This is a genomic window from Nocardia sp. A7 (assembly GCF_046549215.1).
In the GTDB taxonomy this organism is placed as follows: domain Bacteria; phylum Actinomycetota; class Actinomycetes; order Mycobacteriales; family Mycobacteriaceae; genus Nocardia.
Genome location: NZ_JAJPWE010000001.1, coordinates 2,089,752 through 2,105,856, shown reverse-complemented (window position 1 = coordinate 2,105,856; position 16,105 = coordinate 2,089,752). Strand labels below are relative to the sequence as shown.

The 16,105-nt window shown below is 67.2% G+C and carries 14 protein-coding genes; 6 read left to right on the top strand and 8 right to left on the bottom strand.

Annotated elements, in window-relative coordinates:
- The first annotated feature begins 3 nt into the window (after nt 1–3).
- The 3 genes from ACLJPD_RS09560 to ACLJPD_RS09550 all read left to right on the top strand — a co-directional run bounded on the left by ACLJPD_RS09560 (nt 4) and on the right by ACLJPD_RS09550 (nt 3,155).
- Nucleotides 4–1,092 carry an MCE family protein gene (locus ACLJPD_RS09560; protein WP_410871516.1) on the top strand — a complete coding sequence of 363 codons (1,089 nt, stop codon included), beginning with the start codon at nt 4–6 and terminating at the stop codon, nt 1,090–1,092.
- A complete protein-coding gene (locus ACLJPD_RS09555) occupies nt 1,089–2,267 on the top strand; it encodes an MlaD family protein (RefSeq protein ID WP_410871514.1) in 1,179 nt (392 codons plus the stop codon). The genes ACLJPD_RS09560 and ACLJPD_RS09555 overlap by 4 nt, the downstream gene beginning before the upstream one ends.
- 126 nt (nt 2,268–2,393) lie before the next feature.
- Nucleotides 2,394–3,155, top strand: coding sequence for a hypothetical protein (locus tag ACLJPD_RS09550; RefSeq protein WP_410871513.1), 762 nt, complete (start codon nt 2,394–2,396; stop codon nt 3,153–3,155).
- An 87-nt stretch (nt 3,156–3,242) separates the two neighbouring features.
- Here ACLJPD_RS09550 and ACLJPD_RS09545 read toward each other — a convergent pair whose 3' ends face one another.
- The 7 genes from ACLJPD_RS09545 to ACLJPD_RS09515 form a co-directional block, all read right to left on the bottom strand.
- Nucleotides 3,243–3,830, bottom strand: coding sequence for a ribonuclease H (locus ACLJPD_RS09545; RefSeq protein ID WP_410871512.1), 588 nt, complete (start codon nt 3,828–3,830; stop codon nt 3,243–3,245).
- Between the two features lie 10 nt (nt 3,831–3,840).
- On the bottom strand, nt 3,841–4,314 hold the full coding sequence (locus ACLJPD_RS09540; protein ID WP_410871510.1) for an SRPBCC family protein: 474 nt from the start codon (nt 4,312–4,314) through the stop codon (nt 3,841–3,843).
- A gap of 49 nt (nt 4,315–4,363) precedes the next feature.
- On the bottom strand, nt 4,364–5,581 hold the full coding sequence (gene lhgO / locus ACLJPD_RS09535; RefSeq protein ID WP_410871508.1) for an L-2-hydroxyglutarate oxidase: 1,218 nt from the start codon (nt 5,579–5,581) through the stop codon (nt 4,364–4,366).
- Nucleotides 5,578–6,282 carry a hypothetical protein gene (locus tag ACLJPD_RS09530; RefSeq protein ID WP_410871506.1) on the bottom strand — a complete coding sequence of 235 codons (705 nt, stop codon included), beginning with the start codon at nt 6,280–6,282 and terminating at the stop codon, nt 5,578–5,580. The genes lhgO and ACLJPD_RS09530 overlap by 4 nt, the downstream gene beginning before the upstream one ends.
- A gap of 355 nt (nt 6,283–6,637) precedes the next feature.
- Nucleotides 6,638–7,429, bottom strand: a complete 792-nt coding sequence (locus ACLJPD_RS09525; RefSeq protein ID WP_410871504.1) for a TIGR03084 family metal-binding protein — start codon at nt 7,427–7,429, stop codon at nt 6,638–6,640.
- Between the two features lie 108 nt (nt 7,430–7,537).
- On the bottom strand, nt 7,538–8,893 hold the full coding sequence (locus ACLJPD_RS09520) for a hypothetical protein (protein ID WP_410871502.1): 1,356 nt from the start codon (nt 8,891–8,893) through the stop codon (nt 7,538–7,540).
- Nucleotides 8,894–9,301: 408 nt separating this feature from the next.
- The gene (locus tag ACLJPD_RS09515) at nt 9,302–9,637 is read right to left on the bottom strand and encodes a hypothetical protein (protein ID WP_410871501.1); all 336 of its coding nucleotides are present in this window, start codon (nt 9,635–9,637) and stop codon (nt 9,302–9,304) included.
- 123 nt (nt 9,638–9,760) lie between these two features.
- On the opposite strand from ACLJPD_RS09515, the gene ACLJPD_RS09510 reads away from it, so the two are divergent.
- The gene (locus ACLJPD_RS09510) at nt 9,761–12,550 is read left to right on the top strand and encodes an ATP-binding protein (protein ID WP_410871499.1); all 2,790 of its coding nucleotides are present in this window, start codon (nt 9,761–9,763) and stop codon (nt 12,548–12,550) included.
- A 93-nt stretch (nt 12,551–12,643) separates the two neighbouring features.
- Nucleotides 12,644–14,293 (top strand): protein kinase domain-containing protein, encoded by a 1,650-nt coding sequence (locus ACLJPD_RS09505; protein ID WP_410871498.1) that lies wholly within the window; start codon nt 12,644–12,646, stop codon nt 14,291–14,293.
- Between the two features lie 315 nt (nt 14,294–14,608).
- On the opposite strand, the gene ACLJPD_RS09500 is transcribed toward ACLJPD_RS09505, so the two are convergent.
- The gene (locus ACLJPD_RS09500) at nt 14,609–15,226 is read right to left on the bottom strand and encodes a TetR/AcrR family transcriptional regulator (protein ID WP_410871497.1); all 618 of its coding nucleotides are present in this window, start codon (nt 15,224–15,226) and stop codon (nt 14,609–14,611) included.
- A 167-nt stretch (nt 15,227–15,393) separates the two neighbouring features.
- Here ACLJPD_RS09500 and ACLJPD_RS09495 point away from each other — a divergent pair, with 167 nt between their 5' ends.
- The gene (locus ACLJPD_RS09495; protein ID WP_410871496.1) at nt 15,394–16,089 is read left to right on the top strand and encodes a hypothetical protein; all 696 of its coding nucleotides are present in this window, start codon (nt 15,394–15,396) and stop codon (nt 16,087–16,089) included.
- The last annotated feature ends 16 nt before the right edge of the window (nt 16,090–16,105 follow it).

Genomic DNA, 16,105 nt, shown 5'->3' with positions numbered 1-16,105 from the left:
CGAATGACGATGAAGGCCCGCCGCGCGCTGCTCTCCGCAGCCGCATTGGCCACGGTCGCGATCACGACCGGCTGTGGTTTCACCGTGGAGGATCTGCCGCTGCCCAAGCCGGGCACCGGCGGCGAGACCTACACCCTGCACGCGAAGTTCGAGAACGCGCTGAACCTGCCCGACCAGGCCAAGGTGAAGGTCGGCGGTTCCGATGTCGGCGTCGTGTCGTCGATCACGACGAAGAACTTCGAAGCCGTGGTCGACATGGAGATCAACACCGATTTCAAGCTGCCGAAGGGCAGTACCGCGGAGTTGCGCCAGGCCACTCCCCTCGGTGACGTCTTCATCGCGCTGAGCCAGCCGAAGAACGGCGCGGGTGCCGGCGAGATGGCCGAAGGCGACACCTTCTCCTTGGAGGCCACCTCGGCGGGTGCCACGGTGGAAGAGCTGCTGGTCTCGGTGTCGATGCTGTTCAACGGTGGCGGTGTCGCCAGCCTGAGCAGGCTCGGTACCGAACTCGGCTCGATCCTCAACGGGCACGGCGGTGAGCTGGGGCATCTGATCTACGAGATGACCGGCGTCATCGGCGAACTGAACGCCAACAGCACCAAGGTCGACTCGGTGCTGACGGAGTTCAACACTCTCGCCAACACCATCGAGGCCAACAAGGGTCAGCTCGGTCAGGTGGCGGACACGCTGCCCCAGGCTGTCGGTGCCATCGCCGAGAACAACCGGGCGATCGGTGACCTGCTCACCAAGCTGGCCACGGCCACCTACGCCCTCGGTGACTACTCCAACACCACCGGTGACCAGCTCGCGGGTCTGCTCACCAATCTCGACAACCTGATGAACGCGCTGGCCGCGACCGGCGACAACTTCGGTTACGTGATGGATCAACTGCACGCGATCCGCCCCGGTGCCAACCAGACGTTCAAGGGCAAGGGTCTGGCGCCGTACGCGACGCTGACCAACCTCGATGTGGGCCTGCTGACCGACCCGGCGAACAGCAAGCTGTGGGACATGAAAGATGTGAACGATTTCGTCGGCAGCTTCATCCAGGTGCTGCAGATCGTTCAGGGCCGAGTGGGAGGCCACCGATGAGCAGGCTGAAGAAGTTCGCGGGCAGCAAGGTCTTGCTGGCGAACTGCGCGCTCATAGTCGTGCTGTTGATCGGCGGGACGTATCTGCTGGTCAACGTGATGCGGGTCAATCCGCTGCGGTCCGAGTACGACGTCACCGTCAACCTGGACCGCTCCGGCGGTCTGCAGCCGGGCAACGACGTGACCATGCGCGGATTCCGGATCGGCAAGGTCACCTCGATCGAACTGATCAACGACGGCGAGGCGATCGCCGCCAAGACCCGGATCGACAAGGACTTCAAGATCCCGGTCGACACCCTGATCCAGGTGGCGGCGCTGTCGGCGGCGGGCGAGCAGTACATCGACTTCCGTCCGAAGAGCGATGTCGGCCCGTTCCTCGGTGACGGCGCGGTGATCAAGTTCAGCCCGGAGCAGATCCAGACGCCGGTTCCGGTGTGGGCCGTGCTCGATGACACGAGCGCGCTGATCGGCTCGGTGGATCCGAAGCAGTTCAGCATCATCCTCGACGAGCTCGACATCGCGCTCGGTGCCGGTCCCGACCAGCTGCGTGGCCTGATCAACGGCGTCAGCCTGGTGGTCGCGGGTCTGGACAACCTGCTGCCGCAGACGGTGAATCTCATCGCCAATCTGCGGGTGATCGCCGAGACCACCTCGAACGCCCAGCCGGATCTGCAGACGCTCACCAGCAATTCAGGTGCGCTGCTCACGCAGTTCAACAATGCCAACGCCGAGCTGCAGGGCGTGCTCGACAACGCGCCGGGCCAGTTCGAGACCCTGGGCGCGGTGCTGGACAAGACCGCCGATCCGATCAGCTCGCTGGCGGCCAACTTCGTGGCCATCACCAAGGCGGCGCAGTTGCGTCAGCCCGCCATGCGGCTGCTGTTCCCCTCGCTGGCGCTGGGTCTCGGGTCGATCGGCGCCCCGGCGCACGACGGCGAGTTCCACACCATCCTCGATATCTGGCCGCGTCCGACGTGTAACTACGACACCGAGTACCGGCGCAACGAAGAGGTCCAGGACGGCAGTATTCCGAAGTGGAACTACTGCACAAACCCGAGCGCCGACCTGCAGATCCGTGGTTCGGCCAACGCCCCGCGCCCGAACGTGCCCAACAATGGCGCGCAGATGCCTCCTGGTGTCGACCCGAATGAGCAGACGCCTATTCCCGCCAAGTGAGATGGTGCCCGGCCAGGCTGTTCACAGCTTGACCGGGCATACTCGCGGACAAGCGTGTGGCCCGGCTCACGGACCACATTGGAAATCGGTGCGATATGTGCGCCGGGAAAGAGCAGGATTGATTCGATGACCAGCGACGATGCCCAGAGCAAGTCCGATGCTGCCGAAGGCGACAAGCCCGATCTGGCGAAGTCCGAGCCCACTGTGAAGGGTGCGGCGGCGACTCCCGAGGTCGATCAGCCGACCGCCAAGGCGCAGACCGTGACCGAGGCGTCGGCTCCGGCCGCCGCCCCGAGCGCGACATCGAGCTCGACGGGCTGGATCGCCGCAGGTGTGGCCGGTGTGGTCGCGGTCGGCGCGATCACCGCGGGCGTGGTGTTCTTCCTGCAGAACAGCAACAAGGCCGACAAGCTCGACGCTATCGCCGAGTCGACCAAGGCCGCCTGCGATTACGGTGCCATCCTGGCCAACTACGACTACTCCAAGGATCTCGACGGCTACATCGCGTCGATGAAGGCGGGCGCCACCGGCGACTACCTCAAGGAGTTCAGCGATGCCAGCGATGCGCTCAAGGGCGCCATGGTGCAGGCCCAGGTCAAGTCGACCGGCGAAGACGTGCAGTGCGCGTACATGTCGGGCAGCACCGACGACGTCAAGGCCATGGTCACCATGACCCAGTACCGCACCAACTTCACCCAGACCCAGCCCGACCGGATGATGTTCGCGATCGAGATGAGCCTCGAGCGTTCCGGTGACAAGTGGCTGGTCAGCAAGCTGGATTCGCCGCTGCTCAAGAACGGCGGCGCCGCCACCGGCGGTACGGCGCCTGCGCCCGGTCAGGCGACTCCGGCTCCGGTCCCGGCCCCCGCGCCTGCTCCGGGGAACTGAGCCGACAACAGAGCCAACCGAAACGCCGCGGGCAGATCGATCGCCCGCGGCGTTTCATTGTGCGGTCCCACTCCGGTCGCACCGCGCCTAGAACAGGGTGAGAGTCCCTGCCGCCGGTGCAGAAGGCGCAACCGACTTCCCTGTGGAGACCGTGATCTTGGCGGCCGACGCCGCGGGTTCACGGCTCTGTGGCCGTGATTCTTCCTTCTTGGCCGACACCGCCACATCGCGGCTGAGGTCCGGATTCTCGCGGACCGCCCTCGCCGCTTCGCCGGCCAATTTGTCGGCCTGTTCGTTGAAATAGTTGCCCACATGCCCGCGTACCCAGCGGAAACGCACCGGTCCTTCGCGACCGGTGATGGCGCGGTCGATCTGCTTGATGATCTCGACGTTCTTCACCGCGCCGCCGGTGGAGGTGCGCCAGCCGTTGCGCCGCCAGCTGGTGATCCATTCCGAGGCGCATTTGATGGCGTACTGGGAGTCGCTCTCGATGAGCATCGGTTCCGCACCGGGGTGGGCGAGGATGGCTTCCAGTACCCCGCGTAGCTCGGCGATCTGGTTGGTGCCGCTGACCGCGCCACCGCTGTCGGCGGGCCCGGCGTGATTCACCCATGCCCAGCCGATGGCACCACCGGGATTGCGCAGGCAGGACCCGTCGGTGCTCACGATGATCATGACCGCCACCCTAGGCGATGCGGCCGACAAGATCGGTACCGTGGAATGCCTCTATCTCCCTTCGCAACCGCGATTCCGTTGCGCGCAGCGCCGATTTCGCGGCCGCGTCAGCGAGGCCGTGGCACAGGCGGGCGAACATGCCGCGTGGTGGTGGATAGTCGGCTTCGCAGGTCAACACCGACCGTTCGTAACCGAGTGGATCGAATCGCAGGGTAACGGTTCCGTATACCCGCCCACGCAGGGTATACCCGATCACGGCATTGCGCCGATATTCGGTGATCTCCACCGTCGAGCGCAGCGGAACCACCCCGAACAGCCGGACCTTCACCGCGAAGGCGGCGCCCAATCCCTGCGCCGGTGCGCCGAGCGGCGCGACATAGGTGACGCCGGGCATCCATTGCGGTCCGTGGCGGAAATCCTCGGCGTAGGCGAAAGCGGCGCCCACTGGCGCGCCGACGTCACTCGCAAACCTGATGTGGCCCATCGGCCCTCCCCTGATCCGGATGGGGCCAAAAGTACTACAAGTATCCTCTTTATTTAGCGGAATCGAGTTGTTCGACCAGGTATTCCGCGATCGGCATCGCCGAGGTGGCGGCCGGGGATGGTGCGTTGAGTACGTGAATCGAACGCGGCGTGCGTTCGATCAGAAAGTCGTGCACGAGCGTGCCGTCGCGCAGCACCGCTTGGGCCCTGATTCCCGCGCGGTGCCCGAGCAGATCGGCCGTGGTGAGTTCCGGGCAGTATTTCCGGCATTCGGCGAGGTAGCCGCGCTTGAACACCGAATTGCGGAGCTCGCGCACGCCGGTGGCGAGGTGGTCACGCGCCACCCGGCGCACGCCGGCGAAGCTCAGCACGTCGATGGCGTCGCGCCGGTTCACACTGCCCTTGCGGTAACCCTCCCGCGACAATCCGAGCACGGCGTTCGGGCCTACGGTGAGCAGGCCGTCGATGGTGGGACTCAGGTGGACGCCGAGGAACGGCAGCGTGGGGTCGGGCACCGGATAGATCAACGTGCGCACCAGATCCGACCGCTCGGCGGGGAGGCGGTAGTACTCACCACGGAACGGGACGATGCGAAAGTCGGTATCGATACCGGCCTTTCGTGCCATCCGGTCGGCCTGCAGACCCGCGCACACGATCAGCGTGTCGGCGGTGACGGCGCCGCGTGGACCGGAAACAGTGACAGCTGAGGCGGTTTCAGTGATCGCGTCGACCGGGGTGTCGAGCCGGATGTCCCCGCCCATGGTTCGGATCTGCGCGGCCAATTCGGCGGTGACCAAGGTGTAGTCGATGATGCCGGTGGCTGGCACGAAAAGTGCTCCGACACCGGTGATCCTGGGTTCACGTCGGTTCAGCTCGGCCGCGTCTATCGCCTCGACCTCCACCCCGTTGGCGATCGAACGCTCGTACAGCGCGAGCATCCGCTCGTGTTCGGCGGAGTCGGTGGCTACCAGTAACTTTCCGCACTCGCGGAACGGAATGTCATGGGCGGCAGCGAATTCCTTCGTCCATTGCGCACCGGCCCGGCACAGCCGTGCCTTCAAACTGTCCGGGGGGTAGTAGATCCCGGAGTGGATGACGCCGCTGTTGTGGCCGGTCTGATGCGCGCCGAGGGTGGACTCCTTCTCGATGAGCACCAAGCTCGCCCCGGGATGCTCGGTCAGCAACCTGTGTGCGGTGGCCACGCCGACGATGCCGCCACCGACCACGCAGAAGTCGTACGCACCGCTCGAGGTGCCGCTAGGTGTCACACGCCGACGGTAGTCGGCAGTTCCTCGGTCGCCGACCGCGGTGCCTCGGCTTCGGTTTCGGCCGCGGGCTCGGTACGGGAAGCCTCGGTCGGCTCGATGCCCGACGGTGCGTCGACTCGCTCCACCCGCAGTGTGTGGCTGCCGAGGCCGGGGTCCGACAGTACGATTACCAATTCCCCACGGCGTGAGTCGAATTCGGTGTGCAGCGCGGTCACCGCGGTCGGATCAGGGGCCAGGCCGAGGTATTTCGCCGCGACCGTCACCAGGTTGGTGTCAACGGTGAACGCGATGGTATCGCTGCGCGCCGGTGCCACCTGCGCGCCGACATAGGTGCTGCCGATCCCGACCCGCCCGGCCAGCCGCGAATTACCCGGTCGCGCACCGACTCCGGACTGCTGCGCGGTGATCGGCGTGCGCGTCGCGGCGGGTTCGGACCGTTCGGTGGACAGGGTCGGCGTTGCGGAGTACATGGCCAATTCGATGCCGACGCGAGGTGTCGAGTCCTCGGTCGAGTAGGGCCGGTGATGGCCGGGATTCGGCGTCACGGCCGGTCCCGCCTGCTCCTGCGCGGGTGGTGGCGCGAGTGCGGGCATGTGATTGACGATGTAGGCGCCCGCGGCCACGGTGAGGCAGAGGCTGGCGGCGCCGGAGAAGATGATCGCGGACAGGCGCACGATCTGAGCAGGTCGATGTGCGGTCACGATGCGGTTCCCTCCTGTGGCTGTGGGTATTCCCGAGCTGAGCGGGCCCGCATCGTTGAAAGCCACGTGCTGCTTTCCACGGTACGTGGTACCTCGCGCCATGACCGCTTCGCACCGCTGAGATCAGAGCCACATCCGAAACGATGTTGTATCACTCCTAGTCGGGGCGTTTTCGGCGTGCCCGGGTGTTTCTCACGCCCGGTAACGGGTACCTGGAAGAAGCAGGCGAGCGTCATTCACGACTGCCACGGCGGTCTACCCCCGGCCAATGAAGTCCGGGGCAGTCGGCACGAATGGCGCTCCGAGACTGGCGCTCGCCTGTGTCCATCTGCGCGGGTGCGGGGATGGGATTGGATCAGGCGAACTGCCCTGCGGTGCGGCCTTGGCCGGGAGGGCCTGCGAAGGCTTGGGCGATGGCCAGCCAGCGGTTGGCGTCGGGGCCTTCGGTGCGCAGGGCGGTGTCCTCGCGGTGGCGGCGTTGGGTGGCTACCAGGCAGAAGTCGATGGCGGGGCCGGTGACGCGTTGGGGGGCGTCTTCGGGGCCCCAGGTCCATTCGGTGCCGTCGGGGGCGGTGATCTCGACGCGGAATTCCTCGGTGGGGCCGGATTCGCCGTTGACCAGGTAGGCGTAGTTCCTGGCGCGGACGCTGATGTGGGCCACGGTGCGCAGGCGGGCCGTGGGGACGCGGGTCACACCGAGTGCGTCGGCGACGTCTTGGCCGTGGGCCCAGGTTTCCATGATGCGGGCCGAAATCATCGACGCGGCGCTCATCGGCGGGCCGAACCACGGCAGTTTGGCGCCTGCGGGAACGGCGGCCAGTGCGGCGATGAGCTGCTCGCGGCCTGCACGCCACCGGACCAGCAGGTCGGCGGGCGGTGTCAGGGCGATTTCCTCGGCACCCTCGTCTACGAGGGTGAATGCCCGTGACGCGGCCTCGGCGAGGAAGGCGGCGAAGCCGTCGGGATCGGTGGCGGCGATCACCGACACCTCGTCGGTCCAGGTCAGGTGGGCGATCTGGGTGGCGATGTCCCAGCGCGGCGCGGGTGTCGGTGTCTTCCACTGTGCGGGGGTCAGCGGTGCGACCAGGTTTTCCAGATCCGCGCATTCGGCGGCGAAGTCGTCGAGCAGCGCTGCGAGGTCAGCCATGGAGTCCCTTGCCGATCATGGCGCGACCCGGTGTCGGTGCGCCGTCGTCACAAGGGTCGCAGCGGTCGTCAAAAAATGCAAGCACGCGTGCTTGTTATTCGGCCGTCCCTACCAACCGAAGGTCAGCAGGTGCAGCGCGCCGACGCCGATGCCGAGGGCCCCACCGTGCAGGTACAGCAACCACGCGTCCTGTTCGACCGACGCGTAGAACATCTCCATGAACTCGCCGGGCGTCAGAGTCCGCAGCTTGCGCGCGGCGAAGTCGTCGATCTTCTTCGCCTGTTCCAGCACGAACTGTTCGTCCTCGATCATCGTGCGCGCCGACAGCAGCCCCGCGCCGGCGCCCGAGATCGCCAGATTGTCGAACTGCTTCCTGCCCATCGCGGCTCGCACCATGAACGCCGTGGCGCCGAGCTGCTTGTGGATCTCCTCCGACACCACCCGTTCGATCAGCTGACGGGTCTTGTCCCCGTTCGGCCCTTCCAGGAGCTCGTTGGACAGGTTCTCCACGGTCAACACCTGGTAGGCCAGGATGTGCGCGAGGTCGGTCGCGGCCTGGGGCTGGCGCTTGGCCAGCAGCGCCTGGCGCCACAGGTACTTGTAGCGCGGCTGCGGGTCGCCGGGTTCGAACACCATCTTGATCGCGATGACGTTCACCGTCACCCCGATCATCGCCGAGGCGAACAGCACGATCACCCAGGCCGGAATCGCTCCCCAATAGGGAATGCTCGAATGAATATGCAGGTAGAGCGCGAGAATGAGCCCGAACGGCGCACCGAGCAGACCGATCCGCGCCATGAACTTGAGCTCGGGAGCGGCGATGGTCGTTGTCAGGTCCTTGAGGATCGCAGGGTTCTGCTCCAGGTACCTGATCACGAAGTTCTTCACATCGAGCAGCTGGTCGATGGTGTCGCCAAGGCTCTCGAACGCGCGCCGGCACAGCGCGGGCAGCTGCCGGTCCACCCGCTGGTAGACGGCCTGTTTCATCGGTCGCGGCAGCGAACGCCACAGGTCGGGATTCTCCCGGTTCATGATCTCGTCGACGATCGGCTGGACCTGATCGCGCGCCCGCTCGGCGAGATAGTCGCCGATCCCGTCGAGGTCGAGTTCGTGGATGAAGTCGCGCGGACTGCCGATCCGCATCAGCGCCTTGTCCACGCAGATGCTGGCCATCTTCTCCGAGCGCGCCGGGATGAACCCCTGAAAGCCCAGCTTGCGCCCGTCCCCGGAAAACGTGGGCAGCACCTGCACCCGCCGCGGCAGATACGGGTACAGCACATGCAGCATCGGCACCCGGAAGCCCTTGAAATACAGCGGCCAGAACAACATCAGGACACCGGTCCAGTTGGTGAGCCACCCGGCGAGCGCGCTGAAAATCGGAAAACTGACCAGCTCGACCACGAACTTCGACTGCCCCGTCAGATCTTCCCAGTCGATAAACAGTCCGGAGGCCAGTGTGGTCATCGAGAAGCCCCCTAGTGCTGACGCGCGAAGAATGTGCAGAACGTGAGGATAAGGCAACCACAGACGCACCGGTCATGACGGGGTGTCCACCAACCGAGTTCTTCCCGCCGCCTGTGCAAAGGGAGTCGCCGTGAGCATTGTTCCGAAGAATGCTCAACTCGAATTGCTGAAGAAATATGTCGACGCGAGCTTCTACGACGACTACCCGAAGCCGAAGTAGGACGCATGACCGAAATAGTGGCACCGGATATCAAAGCCGGTGTGATACACGCTGTTTCGCTCGACGGCAAACAGGATTCGCCTGAGCGTCGCGGTTCTCGCGCACGGTGGGCGCAGGCCGTAGTACGGCTTGCACGGCCAGACCGACGCACCGCCCGACCGGTAGTCGGCTCCCCAACATGATCAGGTTCATGACGGTGTTCCCATCGCGTAGATGCCGTCCCGGTCGTGATGGGTGAGCACCGGGATGTTCTCCACCCGATCCGGCCCCGGCAGCAGTGCCGGGTCCTCCCCCGGCAGCAGTTCGGTGGCCAACACCGCCGCGCGCACCGCGTGCAGTGCTTCCTCGGTCTCGGCGATGCCGATCACCATGCCGGAGCCGTCGGCGCGGCGCAGTTCGTAGTAGTCGAGCAGGCCGGGCACTTCCGCGACGGCGGGGTTGATGCGGTTGGCGCGGGCGAAGTCGACGGCGGCGAGTTCGGTCGCGGTGCGTGGCTGATCGAACCAGAGAATGTTCGCGTACATGATTTCTGCTCCTGACCTGGGGGAATGTGATAGGTCAATGCTCGCTTCGATCAGTGGCGCGCGGATCAGTGCCACTACGTATTCGCAGTACTGAACTCGCGCCGCACGCGCGATACTTGTGCGGTGCAGACTCCGGCCGTCGGACGGCATGAGGAGATCGCCCGCTTGCGCGCCGCCGTGGGGGCCGCGGCCTCGGGTGCGGGCCGGTTCGTGCTGATCAGCGGCACGGCGGGGATCGGCAAATCGTGGCTGGCCGAGCGCGTCACCACGCTGGCCGCTGAGGCGGGATTACGGGTGGCCCGCGGTAATGCGCTCGACGACGCCGGGATGCCACCGCTGTGGCCGTGGCGTCGCGCCGCCCGCGAGCTACCCGAACTCGGCTCCGCCCTCGATACCGTCACCGAACCGGGTGGTGGACCGGCCGCCCAGCGTTTCCGCATGTTCACCGAGGTCGCCGATGTCCTCACCGCCGCTGCCGCGCCGTCGGGCCTGCTGCTGGTCCTCGAGGATCTGCACTGGTCCGACCCCACCTCGCTCGCCCTGCTCACCCACGTCGCCAACGAAACGCCGCGCACCAAGGTACTCATCGTGGCCACCGCCCGTGAGCCGATGGGCGAGACCCTGCTCGCCAACCAGCCCGACTGGCTGCGCCTGCCGCATTTCCAATCCCTTCCCGTGCCACGTCTTTCCGAACAGGAGGTCCGCTACTGGCTCGAACAGCGCGGCCGCACAACCGATCTCGCGCATCGCGTGCACGAGCGCACCGACGGCACTCCCCTGCTGGTTCGCCTCGTCATCGAATCCGGCACGGATCTCGGAGACGACCCCTTGCTCTCGGTTCCCGGAATCCGCCGTCTGATCCTCGCCCAGCTCGACCGCTTGACCAAGGAACAGATCGATATCCTCGGTGCCGCGAGCTGTCTCGGTGAACGGATCGATGCCGATCTGCTGGAGCGGGTGTGTGTGGCGGCGGGTGGGGTTCATCCGACGGTGCGCGATCAGGTGTCGACGGCGCTCGATGCGGCGACGCAGGCCGGAATCGTTCGCCGGTTCGCCGACAGCACAACAGGTTTCACCCACGCGCTGATCCGCGACGCGATCTACGCCGATCTGGTGCCGTCGCGCCGAGCCGCCTGCCACCGTGCGGCCGCTGAGGAGTTGAGCGCGCGGGGCGGTCCGGATTCCGCTGTCGCGGGCGCGATCGCCACGCACTGGCGACAGGCGACAGGCGGTGCGGACTCGTCGTGCGGTCGGCACTGGTCGCGTCGCGCCGCGCGTTCGGCCCGCGCGAGCGCCGCCTACGCCGAGGCGATTCGCTTCGGCCAGTGGGCAGTCGACGCCGCGGGCGGCACCGCCCCCGATGCCGAACGCGCCGAGCTGCTGATCGAACTGGCTCGTGACGAGTTCGCCGCAGGCTGGGTGGCCACCAGTCTCGACCACTGTGTCGAAGCGGGCGGGCTCGCCGAAACGGCCGACCGCCCCGATCTGCTGGCCGAAGCGGGCCTTGTCGTCCAGGGCGTCACCACACCGACCGTGATGACGCAGCTCGACCTGCTCTGCGGCAGGGCATTACGCCTGCTCGAACCCGACAGGCACCCCGACCTCATCGCCCGGATCCTCGCCCACCGCGCTCTCTCCGCCGCCGACCGCGGCGCGGGTGCGGCGGCCAGAGAACTCTCCGAGCAGGCCATGCGCGCCGCGCGGCGGTCCACCGACCCCGACGTCATCCTCGACGCGATCCACGCCCGCCACCTCTCCCTCGCCGCCCTCGACTTCCTCGATGAACGAATGCTGCTCGCGGACAGGGCAATCGAGATCGCGGTCGACGCCGAACAGCCGCTGGCCCAACTCTGGGGATACCTGTGGACAGCTGACGCGGCCCTGCAACGCGGCGACCTGGTCGGTTTCGACAATGCCCTCGATCACATCGAACTCCTCGCCGACCGCCGTCGTCTCCCGATCGCCCGCTGGCACCTGCTCCGCCTGAGCGCCACCCGCGCCGCCCTGGTCGGCGACTTCCCCGCCGCCCTCGCCTGCGACACCGCCGCCTTCGAACTGGCCGTCGGCATCGGCGACTACTCCCTCGCCGGCCTGCACCACGCCTTCCGCGGCATGTACGCGGTGATCGTCGGTCACATCGACCGCGACGAGCTCACCGCGGCGCTGGCTTCGCTCGCCTTCGCCCCGAAGATCACGATCGCCCAGCTGTTCGCCCCGATGATGCACGCCTTGGCCGGTGATCTCGACGAGGCGAGGGCCCTGTTCGAGCCGTTCCGCCTGCTGCCCGACACCCTCGAGATCGGCCCGCGCTGGTCGGGCACCGTGTATTCGGTGGGCATCGTCGCCGAACTCCTCGACGACGCCGAATCGGCCGACCGCGTCTACCGTGCCTTCGACGGCCGCGAACACCACTACGCCGCCGACGGCACCGGCGCCCTGATCTGCGTCGGCTCGATCGCCCGCATCCGCGCCGACAACGCCCGCGTCGCAGGCCACCTCGACGCCGCCGTCGACCTCTATCACCGAGGCCTGGTGATGGACACCGAGATCGGCGCCCGCCCCTTCATCGCCCTCGGCCACCTGGGCCTGGCCCGCACCCTCATCGCCCGCGGCGACCTCCCCGCTGCCCGCACCGCCGCCGAGCAGGCCGCCGCCGCCTTCCGCCGCATCGAGATGCCGCACCGCCTGAAAGCGGCCGACAAACTCCTGGCCGACATCGCCGCCGCCACCCGCTCCGCAGACCCCCTCACCCCGCGCGAACGCGAAGTCCACGCCCTCGTCGCCACCGGTATGACGAACCGCGAAATAGCCACCCGCCTGGTCCTGTCCGAACGCACGGTCGAAACCCACGTCCGCAACATCCTCGCCAAACTCGCCCTCCCCAATCGCAATGTGATCGCGCGCCCCCGCTGACCCGGATCGCGCCGAGAACGGCGGCCCCAATCGCGATGAACAGAGCTACAGTGACCCGGCAGACGTGATCGTGTTCGGAGGAACCAGCCCGCTATGCAACCGTTAGGCCCGAACGATCCACGGCGGATCGGTGACTACCGACTGCTGGGTGTGCTCGGTGCCGGGGGCATGGGCAAGGTGTATCTGGGTCGCACTTCGGGTGGCCGCACGGTCGCGGTGAAGGTGATCCGCCCTGATCTGATCGATCGTGAGTTCCGGGCGAGGTTTCGTCGCGAGGTCGCGGCCGCGCAAAGCGTCGGCGGTGCGTACACCGCACCGGTTCTCGACGCCGATGTCGATGCCGAGGCGCCGTGGCTGGCCACCGGTTATGTCGCCGGAATCTCGTTGACGGACGCGGTGAGCCAGTTCGGTCCGTTCGCCGAGCCCGCGCTCCTCGCCCTGGCACACGGCCTCGCCGAGGCGCTCGTCGCGGTGCACGCCGCGGGCATCGTGCACCGAGATCTGAAGCCGTCGAACGTGATGCTCGCGATCGACGGCCCCAAGGTGATCGATTTCGGTATCGCCAGGGTGATCGCGGATTCCGCACTCACCACCACCGGAAAGTTCCTCGGCTCACCGGGTTTCATGTGCCCCGAGCAGGTGAGCGGCGAAACCCTCGGTCCCGCAGGCGATGTCTTCGCCCTCGGTGGCGTCCTCACCTTCGCGGCCGCGGGGCACGGCCCCTTCGGTACCGCCGAGGTCATGCAGATGCTCTGGCGCATCGTCTATGAACAACCTCGCCTCGAGGCGGTCCCGCAGCGCTTGCGACCGCTGGTCGCGTCTTGCCTGACGAAGGACCCCGCCGCCAGACCCACGCCGCATCAGGTTCTTTCGGAGCTGGCCCGTATCGGTGCCCCCGAACGCGCGGGTTGGCTTCCACCACAAGTAATAGAGCACATCAGCACCAGCGCGGTCCGCCTACTCGATCTGGACTCCGGCCCCGTCGAACCACGTCCCGAGACCACCGTCACGCGCGCGCCGGGCTGGTCACCAGCGATCTCGACGCCGAACCTGCCCACCGCGAGCTCGCCGTACCACCGTGCAACTCGAGCCGGGCCCGAATCACGTTCTTCGAGCGGCGAGTTCACCCCGCCGCCATTTGTGACCGCGCACAACCACACCGGCGAAGTCACCGGCCGCCCATCAGCCGCATCTCGCCGCACTCGCACACTCCTGATCGCGACATCGGTCATCGTGGCGCTGGCCGTCGCGGGCGGTGCCTACCTGATCGGCACCCAGCTGAACGCCGAGTCCACCGGCGCAACGAGCATCACCGTCGGCCCGACCACCGACACCGTCGACCCAGCCACCACTGAACCCGCCTCCTCCGCGCCGACGTCGACCGCCACCGCCACGGGCTCGACCACCGTTCCGGCCGCGTTCGTCGGCAGCTGGACGGGCCGGGCCGCCGACGGCCTCGTCCAGTTCGACATCGAACTCACCATCTCGGAAGGTTCGGTAGGCCAGGAACTCGCCGTGTCCGCCAACACCGGCACCCTCGCCCGCGAACGGTGCGAGCGCGCGGAGACCCTCACCGCCGCTACCGCCGACCGACTGACCTTCCGCGCCAGACTCACCAGCGGCCCCAGCTGCGTCGACCAGGGCAAGCCATCGACGGCCACCCTGCGACCCGACGGCACGCTCGCCTACGAAACTCCGAGCCTGTTCGGTGGCACCATCGCCGGCACCCTGCGCAAAGGCTGAACGATGCCCGTCGAGACCGGAAAAGATTGCTACCCGATAGCCAGCCTGTGCGCTCGCGAGTGCTCTGCCGGTCATTTGTCCAGGAGCGAACCTCGACATCGATCCGCGAATGACCTACTGGCTGGTACGGGCTGTCACCGCATCGCCCCAGGTGACACCGGTCTCAGAAATTCTCACATTGCGATCTGGGTCACTAATATGCCAAACTCTCGCCCACACTGTGAAGCCAGTCGGTCTCACAATGTCTGGAAAGGGAGTCGATTGAGCAGGCGACAGGTGCGCGAAGTTGCCACCGTCCCGACGGCTGCCCTCATGTCAGTCGAAAGAGACCAGTGCCAGCGCCGCGCCGGTGAGCAGGTCGACCAGCTCGTCGACGGGCGGGCGCGACTCGCGCAGCAACCACTCGTGCGCCACGCCGGTGACCGCGCCCGTGATCAGCGCGGTGGTCAGCTCGGCATCGCCGCGCAACCGCACGCCCACATCGGCCAGCGCCCCCTCGATCAGCGCCGACCAGGAGTGCCGTCGGGTCCGGCGATGGGTCTCCATCCGATCGCTCACCCCGACCACCTCGATCAGCGCCACCTGCGCGCGATAGGGGTCAGAGCCGAGCGACTCCAGGTACGCGCCGAAACCGGCCCGCAGCGCGAGCTGCGGATCGGTCGAGCCGAGCGCGACCAGCGCGGTACCCACCGCGGCCGCCGCGTCGTCCTGGATCCGGTCGTAGGCCGCGAGCAGCACGTCTTCGCGGGTCTCGAACTCCTCGTAGAACTGCCGCTTGGACAGTCCGGCCGCCGCGCACACCTCGGCGAGCGAGCACGTGGCGTACCCGCGTTCGGCGAAAATTCGCGTCGCTGCTTCCAGGAATCGCAGTCGCCGTTCGGCTTTACGCGCGACGACCGTACGACCCCCATACCGTCTGTCCGCTGTAGTCACCTCTCCAAAGTATCTGACACCCGGGATAACACTGACCTTTCCGGGTCGCTTCATCTATCCACCGAACAAAGGACGGCCGACCAGTGCTGAGCACCCGAGCATCGCGGACCGCATTGTCCGCCCTCGTACTAGCGGCGGGTGCGGCACTCGTAGCACCCACGCCCACGATGGCTGCCCCGCAGTCCACCGCGACGCAGCCGAGCGTCCCCGCCATCGCCGAGAACGTCCCCTCGGACACGCTCGCAGCGCTGGCACCGACGATCGTAGGCGCCATTTCCGCCCCCGCCCCCATCGCCGACGGCGGACAGGCCGCGATCCTGGCCCAGGCCCGCGTGCTGCTGGCAACGCCCGGCATCCCGGCGCAGGTCAAGGCCACCCTCGAACGAGTGATCACGTTCCTCGACGGCAGCGGCGGCGGCGGTCCCGAACTGCCGCCCTCGGACGGTCCGCGCATCGCGCAGTTCCTCTACCCGACCATCGGCAAGGGCTGCATCGGCCCGACGTCGGATTCCATCGGCACCGCGCTGGCCGTTCCCGGCCCGGCCGAGCTGCCCCCGCCCGGACCGGCCGCGGGCCAGACCGGCTTCGTCTTCACCGCGCTCGGCACGAAAACCGCGACGGTCGTGCAGAATCCGCCGATGACGGTGCAGTGGGTCAACCTCGACAACCGTCGCACCGGCACCCAGCCGCTCACCACCGCGGCCGGCATCAACCCTGATGGCCCGGCCACCCTGTCCGCCATCGCCGACACCGGCCCCGGCCGGGTCGCTGCCGTGATCACCGGTTCGCTCACCACGGCCACCGCCGATGGTGACCGCACCTGCTCGTTCGCCCCCACCCTCGGGTTCTTCTCCGTCGGCTGAGTCTGCCACCACGCAA